Source organism: Amycolatopsis coloradensis (assembly GCF_001953865.1).
Lineage (GTDB): Bacteria > Actinomycetota > Actinomycetes > Mycobacteriales > Pseudonocardiaceae > Amycolatopsis > Amycolatopsis coloradensis.
On record NZ_MQUQ01000032.1, the window covers coordinates 1 to 16,587 of the forward strand.

The following is a 16,587-nucleotide window of genomic DNA, read 5'->3' on the forward strand; positions in this document are numbered from 1 at the left end:
TCTCGGTATGGGTTGCCGTTTGCGTCGGTGTCGCGCCCGCCGCCAGTCCCGCCAGCGCCACCGTTGCCGTCGGCGTTGTTGGTGCTGCCTGTGCCGCCGTTGTCCGCGCTGTTGGTGCCCCCGCTGCCGCTACCGGAGCCGCTACCAGAACTGGAACCGCTGCCTGAGCCCGAGCCGGTGTTGCCGCCGGAGTCAGTGCCCGAGCCCGAGCCGCTACCAGAGCCTGAGCCAGACCCGGAACCGCTACCGGAACCGTTACCCGAACCGCTGCCGGACCCCGAACCGCTACCGCTGCCGGACCCGGACCCCGAACCGCCGCCGGTGCCACCACCGGGTGTGGGCGCGGGCACGACGTCGTCCACCACCTTGCCGACGTCGTCGGCCAGTCCCTTGGTGCTCTTCCCCAAGTTCTTGATCGACTTCGCCGCGGCCGTGATGGCCTTGGTCAGCTTCGCGATCTGGGCGGCGATCTTGGACAGTGCGATGGCGACCGTCGCGAAAACGGTGCCGAGGAAGATGCCGACCGACGCGCCGAAGGTGAACGGCATGGCCGCGACCGCGGCGATCGCGCCCGCGAGGATGCCGCCGAGAACGCCGGAGATGAGGTCGCGGATGATGCCTCGGACGGCGCCGATGACGGCACCGCAGATCGACACGGTCTTCTTCGCGGAATCGAGGGACGTGCCCAGCGCGTCCATGCCCGCGGCGAGATCCTCGGTGCTCTTCTTGAAGCTGTCCGCGCCGTCGCCCTTCCAGGACTCCACGAGCGTGCCGACATCCGCTTTCAGCTTCGTGGCCCACTCTTCGATGTTCTCTTTTTGCTTGCCGAGAGCGGCGGACGCTGTCGAGATGCCCTCGGGGTCACCCAACAGCATGTCGAGCGGTATCCGGAACGGGGTGACGTGCTCGATGAGCCAGCCGATGCCCGCCGCGAGCACACTGCCGAGCGGATCGATCACCAGTCCGAGTGTTTCGAGGACCAGACCCGCGCCGGCGATGCCCTGCATGACCTTGTCGTTGTCTTTGACGGCGAATTGCAGCTGATCGATCGTGTTGATGATTCCCGCGCCGCTGGTGCGGGTATCGTCGGAGGTGATCAGGTCCTTGGGGTTGTGCCAGAAATCGTTGGGCTTGTACTCGACATTGTCTTCGTATTTGTTCTTGTCGCCGAGTTTGCCGGTGTCTGCCTCGCTCACGCCTTGTACCTCGAGATCTCGTCGCGCGCGTGTTCGTCCTGCGCTCGATATGCCTTTACAGCCTTGTCGAGCTTCTCCTTGTGCTTTTCGAGAGACTCGCCGTACTTGTTGAAGGCTTCGCGTGTTTCCCCGCAGTAGGCGGACGCGGCCGCGCCGATGATCTGGCCCATGAGGATGCCGTACAGACCAGGATCGGCGACCATGTGACCCACGAGATCACCGGTTTTGCGGATGTTGTCCGCGAGCCCGTTCAGTTCGCGGCCGAAGGTGTCGAAAGCTTCGGAAGCCGGGATGTCTTGTCCGCCGCTCACCAGGGGTTCCCTTCATCCTCGTCCATGTCGTCCCGGGCAGGACGACGTCGCGGTGCGGGCCTTCCCGAAGGCGGTTGCTGTTGCGGAGGAGGCAGCGGGGGAGCTTTCTCCGGCTCGGTGGGCTCGACGAACTTGTTCTCGTCGATGTAGGCGTCGACGGCCGGTTCCGGCGGGAGGAAGCTCTTCATCATCTCGACGGCTTCACCGTCGCCGACGATGGTTTCCACCGAGTTCGTCACGGCGCGCGCGGTCTGGATCTGCGCTTCGCGCACGGCCGCCATGATCGTCGCGGTCAACCGGGGCTCGCCAAGCGCGCACGCCCGCCTGCCGAGCTGGATGTTGCTCAGGGCGCCGTTCGGCGCCAGCGTCACGGTGACGGAGCCGTCCGGTGACGTCACGGTGGCGCCCGCCGTGGCGAAGGCCTCCTGCAGCCGGGCTGCCTTTTCCTGCATTTCACGGGCTTGTCGTTCGAGGTAGTACTCGAGGTCCTCGCCTGGCCTCAGATCCGGCTCCACACCTTGCTCCCTGAAAACGCCTGATTCGTTGAAGACACGCCGCCCCACGCGGTCACCAAGGTGAAGCAGCTTTTGCCGGCGCGAGCCGAGTTCGACGAGGAGGCGACCATGCCATGATCCGAACCGTATCGTTACCACCAGGCACAGGTCAGGACAAGCCTGCCGACCCGGGACTGCCCGAAAGGTCCCTCCGGGGTGGCAGATCAGGTCAGGGTGCAGGGGAAAGGCCGCGCGATGGGAACCGAACCGGTCGTGCGGAACGCCCGACGAGACGACGTCATGGCCATCTGCCGTTTCGGAGAGGAGCACGTCCGAGCCCATTACACGCCGTTGATCGGCGCGGAAGCCGCGGACAAGCAGGTCCGGATGTGGTGGCACGAGACGGACATCGGCGGGGCCGTCTCGTGCTGTTCGGTCGTGGTCGCCGACGACGGCGGGCGACTTGTCGGCGTCGGACAGCGCGGACGCGACGGCGACGCCCACGTGATCTACAAGCTTTACGTGCACCCGGGGCATCGCGGCGGCGGGTTGGGCCCGCGGCTGCTCGACGCTCTCATCGGACAGTTGCCCGTGGACGCCGAGCGGCTGTACATCAAGCATTTCGTGGCCAACGAGCGCGCGGGCGCCTTCTGCGAGCGCGAGGGTTTCACGGTGGAGCGGATCGAGCCGAGTTCCACCGGGGATCCCGGCCTCGGCGTGGTCTGGCGTGCCCGGAACCTTCACTAGTGTCGCGTGATCCTGCTTCCTCAGACGGCGATCACGCGTGATTGGACGGCGATCTCACGGGTGAGACCTGCGGGGTCACGCGGCACTAGAGGGGCCATGTTGCGCCGGCTTGATCGACTGTCCACTTTTTAGCATTTTTTTGGACAGTCCCGCCATTCTGGCAACTTATTTTTCTGGTGTTACGGCATTCGAACTGCTTATGATCGACCGCGTGTCCGATTACAAGTACGACCTGTTCATCAGTTACAGTCGGCATGGAAGTGCGTCGAAATGGCTGCTCAACCACTTCTATCCGAAGCTCGAGGAATATCTCATCGATGAGATCTACCCGGGTCCGAAGATTTTCATCGACAAGGGTATGTCGCGTGGCGTCGTCTGGTCTCCGGAGTTGAAGTCCGCCCTGCGGCACAGCAAGATCATGATCGCCGTGCTGTCCGCGCCCTACTTCGGATCGAACTGGTGCATGGCCGAATGGGACAGTATGGCGGCCCGCGAGGCATTTCTCGGACTGGCAAGCGAGGACCGCCCGCAAGGACTGATCTATCCCGTTCGCTACTCGGACTCGACGCATTTCGAAAACGAAGGCCGACTGCGGTCATGGTGGGACTTCAAGGGGCTCGATGGCGCGGACAGGGCGTTTCACGGAAGCAAGGACTGGCACGCGTTCCAGCAGAAGGTCCGGGATTGTGCCCGTGACCTCGCCGAACTGTTGCGGCAGGTGCCGCCCTGGCAGCCCGACTGGCCCATCATCGAGGAGCCGAACCCCGTGCTGACCCCACCGCCGCCCATTCCGAGGTTCGATCCATGACCAGTACCGGCACAGTCGTCACCTTCTATTCCTACAAGGGCGGCGTGGGGCGCAGTTTCACGTTGGCCAACGTCGCGGTGCTCCTGGCCAGGTGGGGCTATCGGGTACTCGCCATCGACTGGGATCTGGAAGCACCCGGCCTTCAGCACTACTTCGGCCCGTTGCTGCGCCGCCAGCCAAAAGGCGGCGTGATCGATCTCGCGTACGACTTCCTCAATGGTGCCAAGGGACCGTCGGCTCACGCGGTCCGGCTCGACCTCGATGGCGGCCACCTCGCGCTGCTCGCCGCGGGCCGGGAAGACGACGACTATTCCCGGCGAGTCCAAGGCATCAACTGGGAAGACCTGTACGCGCAGGGTTTCGCCGCCTTTCTCGAGCGGTGCCGGGCCAAGTGGACCAGCGACTACGACTTCGTCCTCATCGACAGCCGCACCGGGATCTCGGACATCGCCGGGATCTGTACCGCCCATCTGCCGGACCGGCTCGTGGTGGTCTTCACCGCCAACCAGCAGAGCATCGACGGAGCGGTCAGGATCGCGAAACAGGCGAACGCCGCGCGAGACCGGCTGCCCTACGACCGTCCGCCGCACTTCGTGCTCCCGATCCTCTCCCGGCTGGACAACCGGGTGGAGTACGAGCGAGCCGAGTTTTGGCGGCGGCAGGCCGCCGAATCGACGACCGTCCTGTTCAGCAACTGGCTCGACAAGAACGTGTCGCAGCAACTGATGCTGCGTCACACGACCGTGCCCTACGTCTCCTACTGGAGCTTCGGTGAGCAGCTACCGGTCCACGAGGAGAAGACACCGTCGTCGGACCAGATCTCGTTCGCCCTGGAGACCGTGGCCGCGATCATCGCGCAGCAGTTCGACCGCACCGACCTGCTCGCGGACAACCGGGACGCCTACGTCGCGGTGGCACGGACACACCAGCAGTCCTACAGCCTGGACCTGCTGGTTTCGGTGCCCAGGCTGGAATCGCGTGTCGCCGACGAGCTGATCAGGACCATGGCGGCACTCGGGCTCCGGGTGGACCGGTCCCAGTCCGGCGATCTGGAGTTCGAGCAAAGCAGCTTCCCGGCAAAGCACCTGTGTCTCGTTGTGGACGGCACGCTGAGCCGTTGGCAGGCGGTGGAGGCGGAGCGGTTTCTCCGGCAGACCCTGGACGCCGACGGTGACCGGCAGCTGTTCTGCGTGCTCACCAGCCGGACCGATCCCGAGGCCCTGCCGCCGTTCCTCCTCAATCTGCGGCTCTTCCGGCTGGGTGAGGAGTTGCTGCCGCTCCAGGTGGCACGGCAGCTGCACGCCATCGTCACCGAAGAACCACCGGGTCGCGACGGTTCGGACCTAGCCACGCTCGAAGACGTCGCCGCCGTGCTGCGCACGGTGCCGGCCGAGGTGTCCCATCCCGGTCGCTGGACGCTCATCGAGCAGACCGTCGACGACCTGGCCGCCGCGCTGCGCAACGACGATCTGAGATTGCTCAAGGACTTGACGGTGGATCTGGCCCAGCTGAACCAGGTTCGCTCGACCGGTGACCGCGTCACGGCTTCGGATGGTCTGCACGCCCGGATCGGTGACCTGCTCGACCGGGTCGACCGCCGGATCAGAGTTTCGACCAAGTGAGGGAGAGGGAATGCCCGAGAAGTATGAACCTTACGCGCGCGCGGCTTTGTTCGTGCTGATGCTCAACGGCGGGGAGTTGACCAACCCCGACCTCAAGAACGAGCACGGGGTCGACCTCAGGCCCGCCGGCAGGGCAAAGCTGATCAAGGCGGGCCTGCTGGAGACTGAGACCGCCAAGCGGCCCTACGTCCATCGGATCACCCCGGCCGGAAAGGACTGGTGCGAGCGGGCACTCGCCGACCTCGAACCTCCGGAGCGGTCCGGCGGTCTCGTCCGGATCGGCTTCGAGTTCCTGCGGCACCTCGCCCGTCACGCGCGGAAGCGCGGCATCTCGATCGCCGATCTGATCGCCGGGGACGAGACTCTCGAAGAGCTGATCCGCCGCGTCTACCGGGAGCTCGCGCCCAGGCCTCAGGCGCAAGTTCGCTTGGCGCATCTTCGTCCCAAGCTTGCTGGCGCGGATCGGGAAGAGGTGGATCAGACCCTGGTCGCCATGACGAAGACCCGTCTCGTCAACCTCTCCCCGGATTCCGACCGACGGGGTCTCACCGACGCCGACCGTGCCGCGGCCATCCGGATCGGCACCGAGGACAACCACTTCGTGGCGATCGAGGAAACATGACCGAGGACCAGCGAAAGCAAGCGCTCGCCGCGGTCCGGTTCAACTCCGCCGAGACCCCGGACGATGTCTGGGGCGATTCGCCGTTCCACGTCGAGGGTTTGCACACGCGTGTCGAAGCCCGGATCCGTGCGAGCGTCGCCGACGCCAAGAACAGCCGCGGGTCGAGCCCCATCGGGCTCACGATGACAGGGCAGAAAGGTGCCGGTAAGACCCACCTGCTCGGTGGGGTCCGGCGAACCGTCCAGGACGAGGAGGGCTACTTCTTTCTGATCGAAATCTCGACCGGACCCGCGTTCTGGGACGACGTCGTACGGGCCATGCGCAGCGAGCTGTTGCGCAAAGGAGCCGACTCCCAGCTCCAACTGACCAACCTGCTGCGGCGGTTGTGCGCCTTGGCGAAACCGCCCGAGCCGGTGGTGGACGCGGTGCTGGGGCGCACACGGATCACCGCCGAGGCCCTCAACGGGTTCCTTGGCGCGCTGCGACCGGTCGACGCACAGGTCGCCGTGGAGTGCGCCGACACTATTCGCGCGCTGGTGTTGTACGGGGCGGCCGATATCGACTTGGCCGACATCGGCAAGGACTACCTGTCCGGTGCGGCGGAGGATGACAAGAAGAGAAAGGCTCGCCGTGCGTGGGGCCTGCCTGTCGAGACCAAGCCGTCTCTTGAGCTGGCCGCGGAAATCTCGCGGGTACTCGCGCTCACCGGTCCGAGCGTGGCCGCGATAGACCAGCTCGACTCGCTGATCAACAAGGCGAGGAACGAACCTCCGGTCGAAAAGAGCGAGCTGTCGCTCATCGCGGACGGCTTGATCCAGTTGCGGCAGCGGGCCCGGCGAACGGTCACCATCGTCGCCTGCTTGCCGAGCACGTGGGAACTGCTGTGCGGTGCGGCCACTGATTCGTTCGACGATCGCTTCACCGACACGCCGCAACTCGGACGCGTCGCGGATCCGGAACTCGCGCGGACACTGGTCGAGAAGTGGCTCGGCGTGATCTACCAGGGCATCGGCTTCACGCCGCCGCATCCCGTCTGGCCCGTGGCCGCGGCGACGTTCGCCGAGCCCTGGCCGGGTTACACCCCGAGACAGCTGCTCCGGCGCATCCAGAAACACGCTGAAGCGTGTCTTCACGGCAGGATCCGCGAACTCACTTCGTTCGAGGAAGAGCCGCGCGAAGCCGTCGAGCAAGAACCGCCGCCCCCGGCGGAGCCCGGCATGGAACCGGACTACTTCGCCGAGTTCGACCGCCGGTTCGCCGAACTGCGCGAAAGCACCGACGTCGACGCCGTCCTGAACTATCACGCCGAAGACGAGGTGATGCCGGACCTGATGCAGGCCGCGTTGCGGTGCTGGATCACCGAAGTCGGGAACGACGACCGGGCGTGGGAGACCGAGCCGCCGGATGGCGGCCGAAATCTGCACGTCGGGCTACTGCGGGTGCTGGACGAGGAAACCGACGTCAAGGAACGGTGGATGTTCCGCGTGTTCGGACCGAGCCAGCACGGCAACCGGGTGCTGCGGCGGATGCGGGACGCGAGGAAGGCGGCCGGGATCGGTGACGGCGTACGCCACCGGCACCTGGTGCTGGTCCACCATGGACTCGACGGCTGGACCGGAAAGGTGACGAAGAGGGAGTTCAACCAGATCGAGCGCAACGGCGGCTTCCGGGTCGAGGTCAGCAAGGACGACGTCAAGACGTTCTGGGCTCTGAGCCAGCTGCTCACCGAACAGAGTTACCGGCTGTTGAACTGGCTCGTCGCCAGGAAACCTGCCAGCCGGACGAGCTTGCTACGGAAGCTTTTGCCCGATCATGGCCGTCTACGCGGCAATCAGCGGGAAACCCGCCCGCCGCCGGTGAAACCTCCGAATGAGGACGAAATCACCCTTGGCGCGGACAACGAGATCCGCATCGAACTCGAGTCCCTCCGCAAACACGCGGTCATCTTCGCCGGCTCCGGTTCCGGCAAAACCGTGCTGCTGCGCCGGATAGTCGAGGAATGCGCCCTACGGGGGGTCTCGGCCATCGTGCTCGATCCGAACAACGACCTCGCGCGGCTCGGGGACGCGTGGCCGGACCCGCCGGATGACTGGGGGCCAGGCGACGAGGAGAGCGCTGCCGAGTATCTCGCCGAGGTCGAGGTCGTGGTCTGGACTCCGGGACGGTCCAGCGGGCGGCCGCTCAGTTTCCACCCGCTGCCGGACTTCGCCGGGGTACGTGACGATGCCGACGAGTTCACCGCCGCCGTCGAGGCCGCCGTCGCGCGGTTGGTGCCGTACGCCAGGGTCGCCGGTGGCACGAAGGCCGCGGTTCGCGGGAAGGCCGTGCTGAGGGAGGCCCTGACGCACTACGCGCGGAAGGAGTCACGCAGCTTGTCCGGCTTTGTCGACGTCCTCGCGGAGCTGCCGGAGGGCGTCAGCCGGCTCAGCACCGCCACCAAGATGGCGGCGGACCTCGCCGAGACCCTGCGGGCGGCCATGGTCAACGATCCACTGCTCGGCGGCACCGGTGCGCCGGTCGATCCGGCGGCCTTGCTCACCCCGGCGCCCGGCAGGCGGGCGCGGATCTCGGTGATCAGTTTCATCGGCCTGCCTTCGGAAGCACAGCGTCAGGGGTTCGTCAGCCAGCTCCAGCTGGAAGTGTTCGCCTGGATCAAGCGCAATCCGGCGGGGGACCGGCCGCTGGGCGGGTTGTTCGTGATGGACGAAGCGCAGACGATCGCGCCGTCCGGGGCCTGGACGGCGAGCACCCAGAGCACGATCATGCTCGCCTCACAGGCCCGCAAGTACGGGCTCGGCCTCCTGCTCGCGACCCAGGCGCCGAAGGGGTTGCACAACCAGATCACCGGCAACGCCACGACGCAGTTCTTCGGCCGGTTGAACAGTCCGGCCCAGGTGGCCGCCGCGAACGACATGGCGCGGGCCAAGGGAAGCACCGTCGGGGACATTTCGCAGCTCGAACGCGGACAGTTCTACGTCACCGGAGAGACGTTCGGCTTTCGCCGCCTGCAGGCGCCGCTCTGCTTGAGCCATCACCCGCCCAGCCCGCTGCGGCTGGAGGAGGTGCTCGACAGGGCCCGCGACCCCCGCTGACCCTTGAGGGGCAGAGCAAAGGTGGCGTGCCCGACCGCTCGGCTACCGGGTTTCGCGTGACTGACTGGACGGCACGTGTGATCCGACGAGCCGTCCGGCTGGACACACGTGTCGTCCATCCCATCACACGTGTCGTCCATCCAGTCACGAGTGTCGTCCGTTAAAGCACGATCGGCTCCAACCCGCAACGAAAGGCCGCGTCCCGAAACGGGACGCGGCCTTCGCTTCGATCAACCGGCGGTGGCCGTCAGCACGGTGTCGATCCGCTGCCAGAGTGCGGTGAACAACTCCTCCCTGGTCAGCGTCCGGGGTTCGGTGCGGTCGCGGCCGAACACCGACTGGTCGTGCAGTTCCAGCTTGGCCGCACCGGTTCCGGTGTCGTAGACCGGGCGTGCCCAGCCGTTCGTGCAAGCGCTCGCGGCGTCATGCAAGCCGACGACGAAGTTCAGCGTCTCGTCACCGCCGATGCCGCCGCGCTGGACGTCCAGCGCGTAGACGATGTCGCCCGCCCGCTCGATCCGCAGGGCGATCCGCTCGTCACCGTGATGCGTGGTGCCCGCGAACCCGCGGTTTCGCAGCCTCGGGATGGCCGCGGCGAACTGCTCGCCCAAGTAGCGCAGGGCCGCCTCCTGCTCGACGTACCGGCTGAAGGCGACCGGCACCGCGGCGGGCGGCTCGATCTCCCGTGCCCGGGTCACCACGTCCGCGAGCCTGCCGCGCTCCCACCCGGCGGCCTCCGCCCGCTCGACCCGGCCTGCCAGCTCCTCGATCAAATGGTCGCCGTCGCGCAGGTAGGACACGTGCGGGTGCAGCAGTTCCGGCGGCACGACGACGTCGTCGGCCAGTACCGGGAGCACGTGCCGGTCGCCGGTCGCGACCGCGCGCAGCATGGCCGTGGTGAAGTCGTCCAGTGCCGAGATGACCGGGACGAAGAACCGGACGTGGACGTCGGGGAGATCGCCCGCGCTCTTGCGGGCCCACCACTCGTGGGTGCGCTCGGGATCGTGCAGCACGGTCAGACCCCGCTGCCTGCTCGCGTCCTCCAGTTCGCGGGTACCTGACCGCCGGTCTTCGGCGAACGATATCGCCAGGTCATAACTCGGGATCTCTTCCACGGGCGCGCCTTTCTGCTCGTGACCGGCTTGCCGCCGGTCTTCCTCGGTCGGATCGGGCGCAGCATCGACGTGGCGTGTGGACCAGACGTGCACAAGGCGTGGATGCCGGTGCCCCGTTGCCCGCCGCGTTCGGGCAACGGTCAACTCCTTGTCGGTGGATCCCTGATCACGAATTCTGGTCGCAGGGCGCGGAAATCACGAAAAGCGCTCAAATCAATCGCCTTTCCATGGAGGATTCGTCATGTACAAGAAGCTGGCCGAAATCGGTGTTCCCCTCCTCGCGATCTGCGCCGTCCTGGCACTGCCGATGCTCGGCTCCACCGCCGCGTACGCCGGTGACGACGGCGGAACGCCGCCGCCCAGCACCGTCACGTCGGTGCCGCCGCCCGTCGGCTCCGACGGCAATCCCTGGCACGGATGACCCCGGCGCGCCGGGCCGGCGGACGCCGGCCCGGCAATTGCGCCGCCTCCGTCGGAATGATGTACTCGAAACTCGGAATGGAGGTCGGCGTGGCCGAAACATTCGGTGCCTTGTTGCGGGAACAACGGAATGCCGCCGGCATCTCGATGGGTCAGCTCGCGAAGCGGGTCAACTACAGCAAGAGTTACCTGAGCAAGATCGAAAACGATCTCAAACCCCCGAACGCGACGCTCGCTCGTATCTGCGACGGCGTCTTGGACGCCGGCGGCGCCCTGATCGAGTCGGCGCACTCCGCGCGGGCCGGTGCCCTCGGGCGCCGTCAGGTGCTGGCCGGCGCGGGAGCGGTGCTCGGCGTCGTCCTGGCGGGCGGGTCACGCCCGATCCTCGACGAGGGCGTGGTCAGCGGCCTGCGGACGTCGTTCGAGCAGCTGCGTGGGCTCGGCATGCAAACCAGTCCGGCGGTGGTCCTCGAACCGCTCGTCGCCCAGACGCAAACGGTCCACGCGCTCGCCATCGGGAACCCCGAGCCCGTCCGATCCCGGTTGCTGCTGCTCGCCGCCCGCATGGCGGAGTACGTCGGGTGGCTGAGCCAGGAAGCCGGGAACGAACCGGACGCGCTGTCGTGGACCCGGCACGCCGCGGAACTGGCCCTGGCAGGCGGTGACCGGGAGATCGCGAGTTACGCGTTCGTCCGTGAAGCGGGGCTGGCCCTGTACCGCCAAGACCCGGTCGGCACGATCGACCTCGCCCGGCAGGCCCAGCGGCTGGACCGGCCGGGAACGCGGACGTTCGGCCTCGCGGCCCGGCGGGAGGCACAGGGACACGCCCTGGCCGGTGACCGGGACGCGTTCGAGCGCGCACTGGACCGCGCGGGTGAAACGTCGTTCGCGCACCCCGCCGATTACCCCGCGCTCGGTTCGACCGTGTCGAATCCGCTGGCGCTCGCCCGCGGTTGGTCGCTGGCCGACCTCGGCCAGGTCGGCGCGGCGGCGGCGATCTTGGACGTCGAGGTGGCGAAGGTGCCGTTGGCCAACCGCCGGTCGCGGGCCCGGTTCGGGGCACGCCGGTCACTCGCCCACGCGCTGAACGGGGAAATCGACGAGAGCTGCCGGACGTTGCCGGAGACGCTCGACGACGCGGCGCGCGTCGACTCGGCGACGGTGCGGACCGACCTCCGGGAACTGTCCCGGTGCCTGAGCCGGTGGCGCGGCCACCACGCGGTCCGGGAGGTCTATCCGGAGTTGAGCCGGGTGCTACACCAGCGCTGAGCAGGCGCAGCCGAGCAACGCGCGGGCATCCCGGGTTTCACCGGCCTCCGGCAGCCCGAGCGCGGCGAACTCGCTTTCCGCCGCGGCCCAGTGGGAAAGGGCGCCCTCGTGGTCGCCCATCGCGTGCCGGGTCTTGGCGACCCCGTGGTGCGCCCGGGCACGATAGGTTCGATTCCCGTTGCCGTCGGCCAAATCCAGCGCCGCTTCGCAGGCGGCCAGCGCCTCGTGCCGCGCACCGCGGGCGAGAGCGGTGGCGCCACGGTCGAGGTAGAGCTGGGTCAGCAGGTCCGCGTCCGGCACGTCCGCCGCCACCACCCTGGCCTCTTCGTGGTAGCGCACCGCTTCGGTGAGCCGGCCGCGCTGCCGGTGCACGTTGCCGATGTTGTTCAACGCGTAGGCCTCGACGCAGCGGTCGCCCACCTCGGCCGCGTGCCCGTGGGCGCCGGTGTAGCTGGCCAGCGCCTCGGTGAGCAGTCCGAGCTTCTCCTGCACGGATCCGAGGTTGTTCAGAACGTGCGCCATCCCTTGGACGTGACCGATCCCGGCCAGGATCCGGGCCGAGGACTCGTGCTGGCGCAGCGCGACGCCGAAGTCCCCGCGATTTTCGTTGAGATAGCCGAGCATGCTCAACGCGTGTGCTTCACCGCGCGGGTCGTCGGTCCGCTCGTACTTGGCCAGTGCGGCGGTGAGGTGCGCCATGGCCTGGTCATGCCTGCCGAGCTCCATCAAGGGGATGGCGAGGGCGCACAACGTCGCCGCTTCGCCGCCAACGTCACCGAGCCGCCGCCATTTCGGCAGCGCTTTCGAGGCCAGCTCCGCCGCCTCCGCGTGCTGCCCGCGCCGGTCGCGCGCGGTGGCCAGCCGGAGCAGCACATGGGCTTGGCCGTACTCGTTTCCCAGATCCGCGGACACCGTCCGCCAGGCGAGTTCGAGCGTGTCGATCCAGTCCTCGAACTGGTTCGCCGTGTTGAAGTAGCGCCACAGCAGGACGGCGGGCCGCCAGGTGTGTTCGGGCAGGCCGTTCGTGGCCGCGTACCGGATCGCGGCGACGAGGTTGTCCCGTTCGACGGCGATCCACCGCAACCCGGCGTCCGCGTCGGCGAAGCCGGGTGCCGCCAGGCCGGTGTGGTCCACCACGGGCAGTTGGGCGCGGTCGAACGGGTAGGCGGCGCCGACCGCGGCCGACAGCGTGATCAGGTAGAAGTCGAGCAGCCGCACCAGCGCGGTCGCGTGGTCCGGCTGCCGCTCGCCTGCCGCGAACTCCTTGAGCGGGTCCAGCATCCGGTACCGCTCCAGCGCGGTTTCCTCCAGGAGACTCACTTCGTGCAGGTCGTCGAGTAGCTGCCGCGCCTCACCGACGTCGCATCCGGCGAGCGCCGCACCACCGGCGACGCCGACGTCGGGGCCGGGCAGGTGGCCGAGTAGGCGTAACAGCGCGCGTTGCCGGTCGCCGAGCTGCCGATAGGACGCCCGGATCGCGGCCGTGCCGTCGGCCTCGCCCCACGGCCCGTTCTCCTCGAGCAGGTTCAGCAAGTGCTCCAGCGGCCACCGGTCGTGCCGCCGGAACATCGCGGCGGTCACGCGGATGGGCATCGGCAGGAAGCCGCACCGGGCGACCGCCGTGGCGACTCCGGCCGCGCGGCCACGCAGCCGTGCCGGGCCGACCAGCGCGTGGAACAGTTCGGCTGCTTCATCCGGTGACAGTGGCGTGACCCGGACGGGTTCGCCGGAGTCGGCGTCTCCCATCCGCCGGCTGGTGACGACGGCAAGGCAGCCGTCCGCCTCCGGCAACAGCGGCCGTACCTGTTCCGGCGTCGCCGCGTTGTCCAGCACCACCAGCGTGCGCGTGCCGTACAGCGTCGTCTGGTAGAGCGTGACCTTCCGGCCGACCGTCGCCGGAATCTGCTCGACGGGCACACCCAGTTCGATCAGCAGCTCGGTGAGCGCCTCCGACACGCTCGTGGCGGGGAGGCCCGGCGTGAAGCCGTTCAGCCGGGCCATGATCTGCCCGTCGGGGAACCGGGAACGCAGCCGGTGCGCCGCTTCGAGGGCCAGACCGGTCTTGCCCGCGCCCGGCGCACCACTGACCCAGACCGCCCGGGCGCCGGACGCCGCGGCCTTCTCGATCGTCGCCAGTTCCGCGGCGCGGCCGGTGAACTCACCGGGCCGGGACGGCAGCGAGCTCGGCGGTTCACCCCGTTCCGCCCTCGCGGCGAGGTTCCGCAGCACGGTGCCCGGCTCGACGTCGTGCTCGGCGAGCGCGCCGCGGGTGGTACGGAAGACGCGTAGCGCCGCCATCCGGTCGCCCCCGGCGAGCAGCGCGCGCATGAGAAGCTCGGCGTGCTTCTGGTCCGCCGGATCGGAGTGGGCCAGTGGCCGCAGCCGATCGCGGGCCGAGCGGTGGTCGCCGGTGATCAGTTCCAGCTCGGCAAGATCGCCGACGGTGTCGGTGCGGCTTTCGCCGGGGAAGAGCACCTCCGTACCGCCCACCCGGTCGATGTCGATGTCTTCGAGGAACCGCCCGCGCCACAGCCCCACGGCCTCCCGCAGCAAGGCGATGGCCCGGCGTGGATCGCTGGCCCGCACCTGCCCGGCTTCGGCGCGTAGCCGCTCGAACCGAACGGTGTCCAGCTGGTCTTCGCCGAGCCGCAGGAGATAGCCGGTGGCGGTCGTCTCGATGCTGACGTCGCCGGATTCCGCCAACACGGCGCGCAACCGTTTTATGTAGGAGCGCACCAGGTTTGGCTTGGTTTCACGGCCTGCCCAGACGATCTCGGCGAGCCGGGAAGGGGATACCGGCCGGTTGGCGTGAAGGAGGAGCACGACGAGGACGAATCGCTGTTGCTGGTCCCCCAAGGAGACGGGTGCGCCGTCGTGCCATGCCTCCAGCGGGCCGAGCATCCGAAACTCCATTTGGCCTCCCGGATGCACCTTGGTGGGTGCAATCGTCCTCGCGCAATCGCCCTTCCGGGTTCGGTCGATGTGCTTTTCTTCCACGTTCGATGCACGCCTGTCGGACAAACTCCGCCGATCGACTCGGGGTGTGAAGGAGTGACTGGGTGGAGTCCGATGTGTTGCCTTGTTATGTGGCCTGTGATGTCTCGCTTTCGATGACCGACCATCTCGGAGCGCTGAACGCCGGATTGCGTGAATTCCGCGGCGGGATCCACGCCGATCCGGCGGTCGCCGAGCGGGTGCTCTGTTGCGTGGTGGGTTTCGCGGAGACGGCGTACGAGGTGCAACCGCTCTATCCGTTGGACGATCTCGCCCGGCTGCCGGAACGCGGTGAGTCCGCCGGGACTGGTTTCGGGCCCGCGTTCGTCTTCCTGCGGAAGGCCATCGCCGGTGACGTGCGCGCCCTCGAGGCCCACCGGCTGCGGGTGCACCGCCCGCTGATGTTCTTCCTGTCCGACGGCTGCGCGACCGACCCGACGACCTGGCCCGCCGCGTTCGCCGCGTTGACGGACCCGGCCTGGGCGAGCCGGCCTCGGGTAGTGGCCTTCGGAGTGGGCGACGCCGACGAGGACACCCTCGGCCGGATCGGTACGTTCCGCACGTTCCTGGCCCGTGACGGCGTAAGGCTGGGCCCCGCGCTGATCGCGTCGGTGATGCGGGCGCTGCCCCGTGCGGACCGCGCCCGGAGCGTGCACGATCTGTCCACTTCCCGTCCACGCGGCGCTCGCACCATGACCCGGAACGAGAAGGGGGCAGGGTCATGAGCGGGCGTGTGCAGCTGATCCAGGAATTGAAGTCGCTCCGCAAGGGGCGGGGTTTGCTGGCGGGCAGGATCGAGGAGCGGGTCGGCCCGACCTTGCGATCCGCGTGCGCGGTGGTGGAGGGGGACGGGCTCACGGCCATCCGGAACAAGGTCACGGCCCGGCTGGTCGAGCTGGCCGAGCAACTGCCGGATGACCTGCGCCTGGCCGCGCTGGCGGCGTTCGCGATCTGCGCGGACGCGGACCAGCCGCTTTACAAGGATCGCCTCCGGTGGACGGCGACGCGGGTGGACCGCGAACCGCGCACGGTGCGCCGCCGGGTGGACGAGGCGATCACGATGCTCGCCGATCTGGCCGCGGCGGGCGAAAAAAGCGCCGGGCGAACGGCGAATTGGCACACGGCGGAGCTGAACGTGGCGGTGGTACTGAGCGGCCAGCGTCCGGAGGTGTTCGAGCACCATCGCGTCACCGCCGGCCAGGACGGCCTGCGTGAGCTGGACCTGCCGACCTCGGTCTCACCCGACGAGGCAACGCTCTTCCACGGCGGCACACTGACCACCCATCACGGCGGCGTCCGGCTGACGCTGCCGAAACCGTTGTCGCGCGGCGAATCCCACGAATTCGCCATGCTGTTCCACCCGCGGCGGCTGAGCGGGCGACTGGTGTACGTCCCGAGCAGAATGTGCGAGCGATTCGACCTCAGGATCCGCTTCGGCGAAGCGCCCGAGGGGGTTTCCAAACTCGACGGGGTGTTCCAGGAGGACCTCGCCGGTCGCCACCACCGCGGTGAACGCTGCCTGCCGAACCCGGCGGACGAGCTACACCTTCGCTTCGGCCAGCTCACCCCGGGCCTGGCATACGGAGCCCGCTGGGACCGGTCTTGATGATCCCGGAGTGGTCTGGCGTGCCCTGAATCTTCGCTGATGTCGCTTGATCAGCGTGTGTTGTCCCTCCAGTCACGAATGATCGCCGTCCAATCACGGATAAGACCCGCAGGATCGCCAGGTGTGTCTGACAATGCTTCGGTCCGGGCGGTGATGGCGTGGCGGACCACCGCGGCTCGGTGGACGATGGCCGGTGCGGCCGCGGGACCCTCGTCGTTTACGGTGCCCCGGTGCGGGTGTCGCGAAAGCCACTTTCGGGACATCAGACGTCGCGAAAGTGGCTTTCGCGAC

Annotated in this window: 14 protein-coding genes; 9 read left to right on the forward strand and 5 right to left on the reverse strand. The window is 68.0% G+C overall.

Going from position 1 to position 16,587, the window contains the following annotated elements:
• The 3 genes from BS329_RS42200 to BS329_RS38985 form a co-directional block, all read right to left on the reverse strand.
• Positions 1-1,196 (reverse strand): WXG100 family type VII secretion target (locus BS329_RS42200; RefSeq protein WP_143253411.1); only part of this gene is annotated, 1,196 nt, incomplete at its 3' end.
• The gene (locus BS329_RS38980) at positions 1,193-1,507 is read right to left on the reverse strand and encodes a hypothetical protein (protein WP_076168305.1); all 315 of its coding nucleotides are present in this window, start codon (positions 1,505-1,507) and stop codon (positions 1,193-1,195) included. The genes BS329_RS42200 and BS329_RS38980, both read right to left, overlap by 4 nt.
• Positions 1,504-2,022: a YbaB/EbfC family nucleoid-associated protein gene (locus BS329_RS38985; protein WP_076168307.1), complete on the reverse strand. Its 519-nt coding sequence runs from the start codon at positions 2,020-2,022 to the stop codon at positions 1,504-1,506. The genes BS329_RS38980 and BS329_RS38985 overlap by 4 nt, the downstream gene beginning before the upstream one ends.
• A 234-nt stretch (positions 2,023-2,256) precedes the next feature.
• Between BS329_RS38985 and BS329_RS38990 the strand changes: the two genes are divergently transcribed.
• From BS329_RS38990 to BS329_RS39010, 5 genes are all read left to right on the forward strand, one after another.
• Positions 2,257-2,748: a GNAT family N-acetyltransferase gene (locus BS329_RS38990; protein WP_076168309.1), complete on the forward strand. Its 492-nt coding sequence runs from the start codon at positions 2,257-2,259 to the stop codon at positions 2,746-2,748.
• A gap of 211 nt (positions 2,749-2,959) precedes the next feature.
• On the forward strand, positions 2,960-3,556 hold the full coding sequence (locus BS329_RS38995; RefSeq protein ID WP_076168322.1) for a toll/interleukin-1 receptor domain-containing protein: 597 nt from the start codon (positions 2,960-2,962) through the stop codon (positions 3,554-3,556).
• Positions 3,553-5,178 carry a KGGVGR-motif variant AAA ATPase gene (locus BS329_RS39000; protein ID WP_143253412.1) on the forward strand — a complete coding sequence of 542 codons (1,626 nt, stop codon included), beginning with the start codon at positions 3,553-3,555 and terminating at the stop codon, positions 5,176-5,178. Before BS329_RS38995 ends, BS329_RS39000 begins: the two co-directional genes overlap by 4 nt.
• 10 nt (positions 5,179-5,188) lie before the next feature.
• A complete protein-coding gene (locus BS329_RS39005) occupies positions 5,189-5,800 on the forward strand; it encodes a hypothetical protein (protein WP_076168313.1) in 612 nt (203 codons plus the stop codon).
• Positions 5,797-8,892 carry an ATP-binding protein gene (locus BS329_RS39010; protein WP_076168315.1) on the forward strand — a complete coding sequence of 1,032 codons (3,096 nt, stop codon included), beginning with the start codon at positions 5,797-5,799 and terminating at the stop codon, positions 8,890-8,892. Before BS329_RS39005 ends, BS329_RS39010 begins: the two co-directional genes overlap by 4 nt.
• A 230-nt stretch (positions 8,893-9,122) precedes the next feature.
• Here the strand turns inward: BS329_RS39010 and BS329_RS39015 are convergent, their stop codons facing one another.
• Positions 9,123-10,007 (reverse strand): hypothetical protein, encoded by an 885-nt coding sequence (locus tag BS329_RS39015; protein ID WP_076168324.1) that lies wholly within the window; start codon positions 10,005-10,007, stop codon positions 9,123-9,125.
• Between the two features lie 241 nt (positions 10,008-10,248).
• Between BS329_RS39015 and BS329_RS39020 the strand changes: the two genes are divergently transcribed.
• Entirely contained in the window at positions 10,249-10,428 is a 180-nt protein-coding gene (locus BS329_RS39020) for a hypothetical protein (protein WP_076168317.1), read from the forward strand.
• Between the two features lie 89 nt (positions 10,429-10,517).
• On the forward strand, positions 10,518-11,696 hold the full coding sequence (locus BS329_RS39025; RefSeq protein ID WP_143253413.1) for a helix-turn-helix domain-containing protein: 1,179 nt from the start codon (positions 10,518-10,520) through the stop codon (positions 11,694-11,696).
• Here the strand turns inward: BS329_RS39025 and BS329_RS39030 are convergent.
• Positions 11,682-14,609 carry an AfsR/SARP family transcriptional regulator gene (locus BS329_RS39030; protein WP_244197463.1) on the reverse strand — a complete coding sequence of 976 codons (2,928 nt, stop codon included), beginning with the start codon at positions 14,607-14,609 and terminating at the stop codon, positions 11,682-11,684. The two genes, BS329_RS39025 and BS329_RS39030, sit on opposite strands and share 15 nt — an antisense overlap.
• Positions 14,610-14,755: 146 nt before the next feature.
• On the opposite strand from BS329_RS39030, the gene BS329_RS39035 reads away from it, so the two are divergent.
• The gene (locus tag BS329_RS39035) at positions 14,756-15,415 is read left to right on the forward strand and encodes a vWA domain-containing protein (RefSeq protein WP_208619360.1); all 660 of its coding nucleotides are present in this window, start codon (positions 14,756-14,758) and stop codon (positions 15,413-15,415) included.
• Positions 15,412-16,296, forward strand: coding sequence for a hypothetical protein (locus tag BS329_RS39040; protein ID WP_084750768.1), 885 nt, complete (start codon positions 15,412-15,414; stop codon positions 16,294-16,296). Before BS329_RS39035 ends, BS329_RS39040 begins: the two co-directional genes overlap by 4 nt.
• The last annotated feature ends 291 nt before the right edge of the window (positions 16,297-16,587 follow it).

Excerpts from the sequence above, each read along its gene's own strand:
- BS329_RS38990 (WP_076168309.1), top strand. The coding sequence starts at position 2,257 with ATGGGAACCGAACCGGTCGTGCGGAACGCCCGACGAGACGACGTCATG.
- BS329_RS39000 (WP_143253412.1), top strand. The coding sequence starts at position 3,553 with ATGACCAGTACCGGCACAGTCGTCACCTTCTATTCCTACAAGGGCGGC.
- BS329_RS39005 (WP_076168313.1), top strand. The coding sequence starts at position 5,189 with ATGCCCGAGAAGTATGAACCTTACGCGCGCGCGGCTTTGTTCGTGCTG.
- BS329_RS39010 (WP_076168315.1), top strand. The coding sequence starts at position 5,797 with ATGACCGAGGACCAGCGAAAGCAAGCGCTCGCCGCGGTCCGGTTCAAC.
- BS329_RS39020 (WP_076168317.1), top strand. The coding sequence starts at position 10,249 with ATGTACAAGAAGCTGGCCGAAATCGGTGTTCCCCTCCTCGCGATCTGC.
- BS329_RS39030 (WP_244197463.1), bottom strand. The coding sequence starts at position 14,609 with ATGGAGTTTCGGATGCTCGGCCCGCTGGAGGCATGGCACGACGGCGCA.
- BS329_RS39040 (WP_084750768.1), top strand. The coding sequence starts at position 15,412 with ATGAGCGGGCGTGTGCAGCTGATCCAGGAATTGAAGTCGCTCCGCAAG.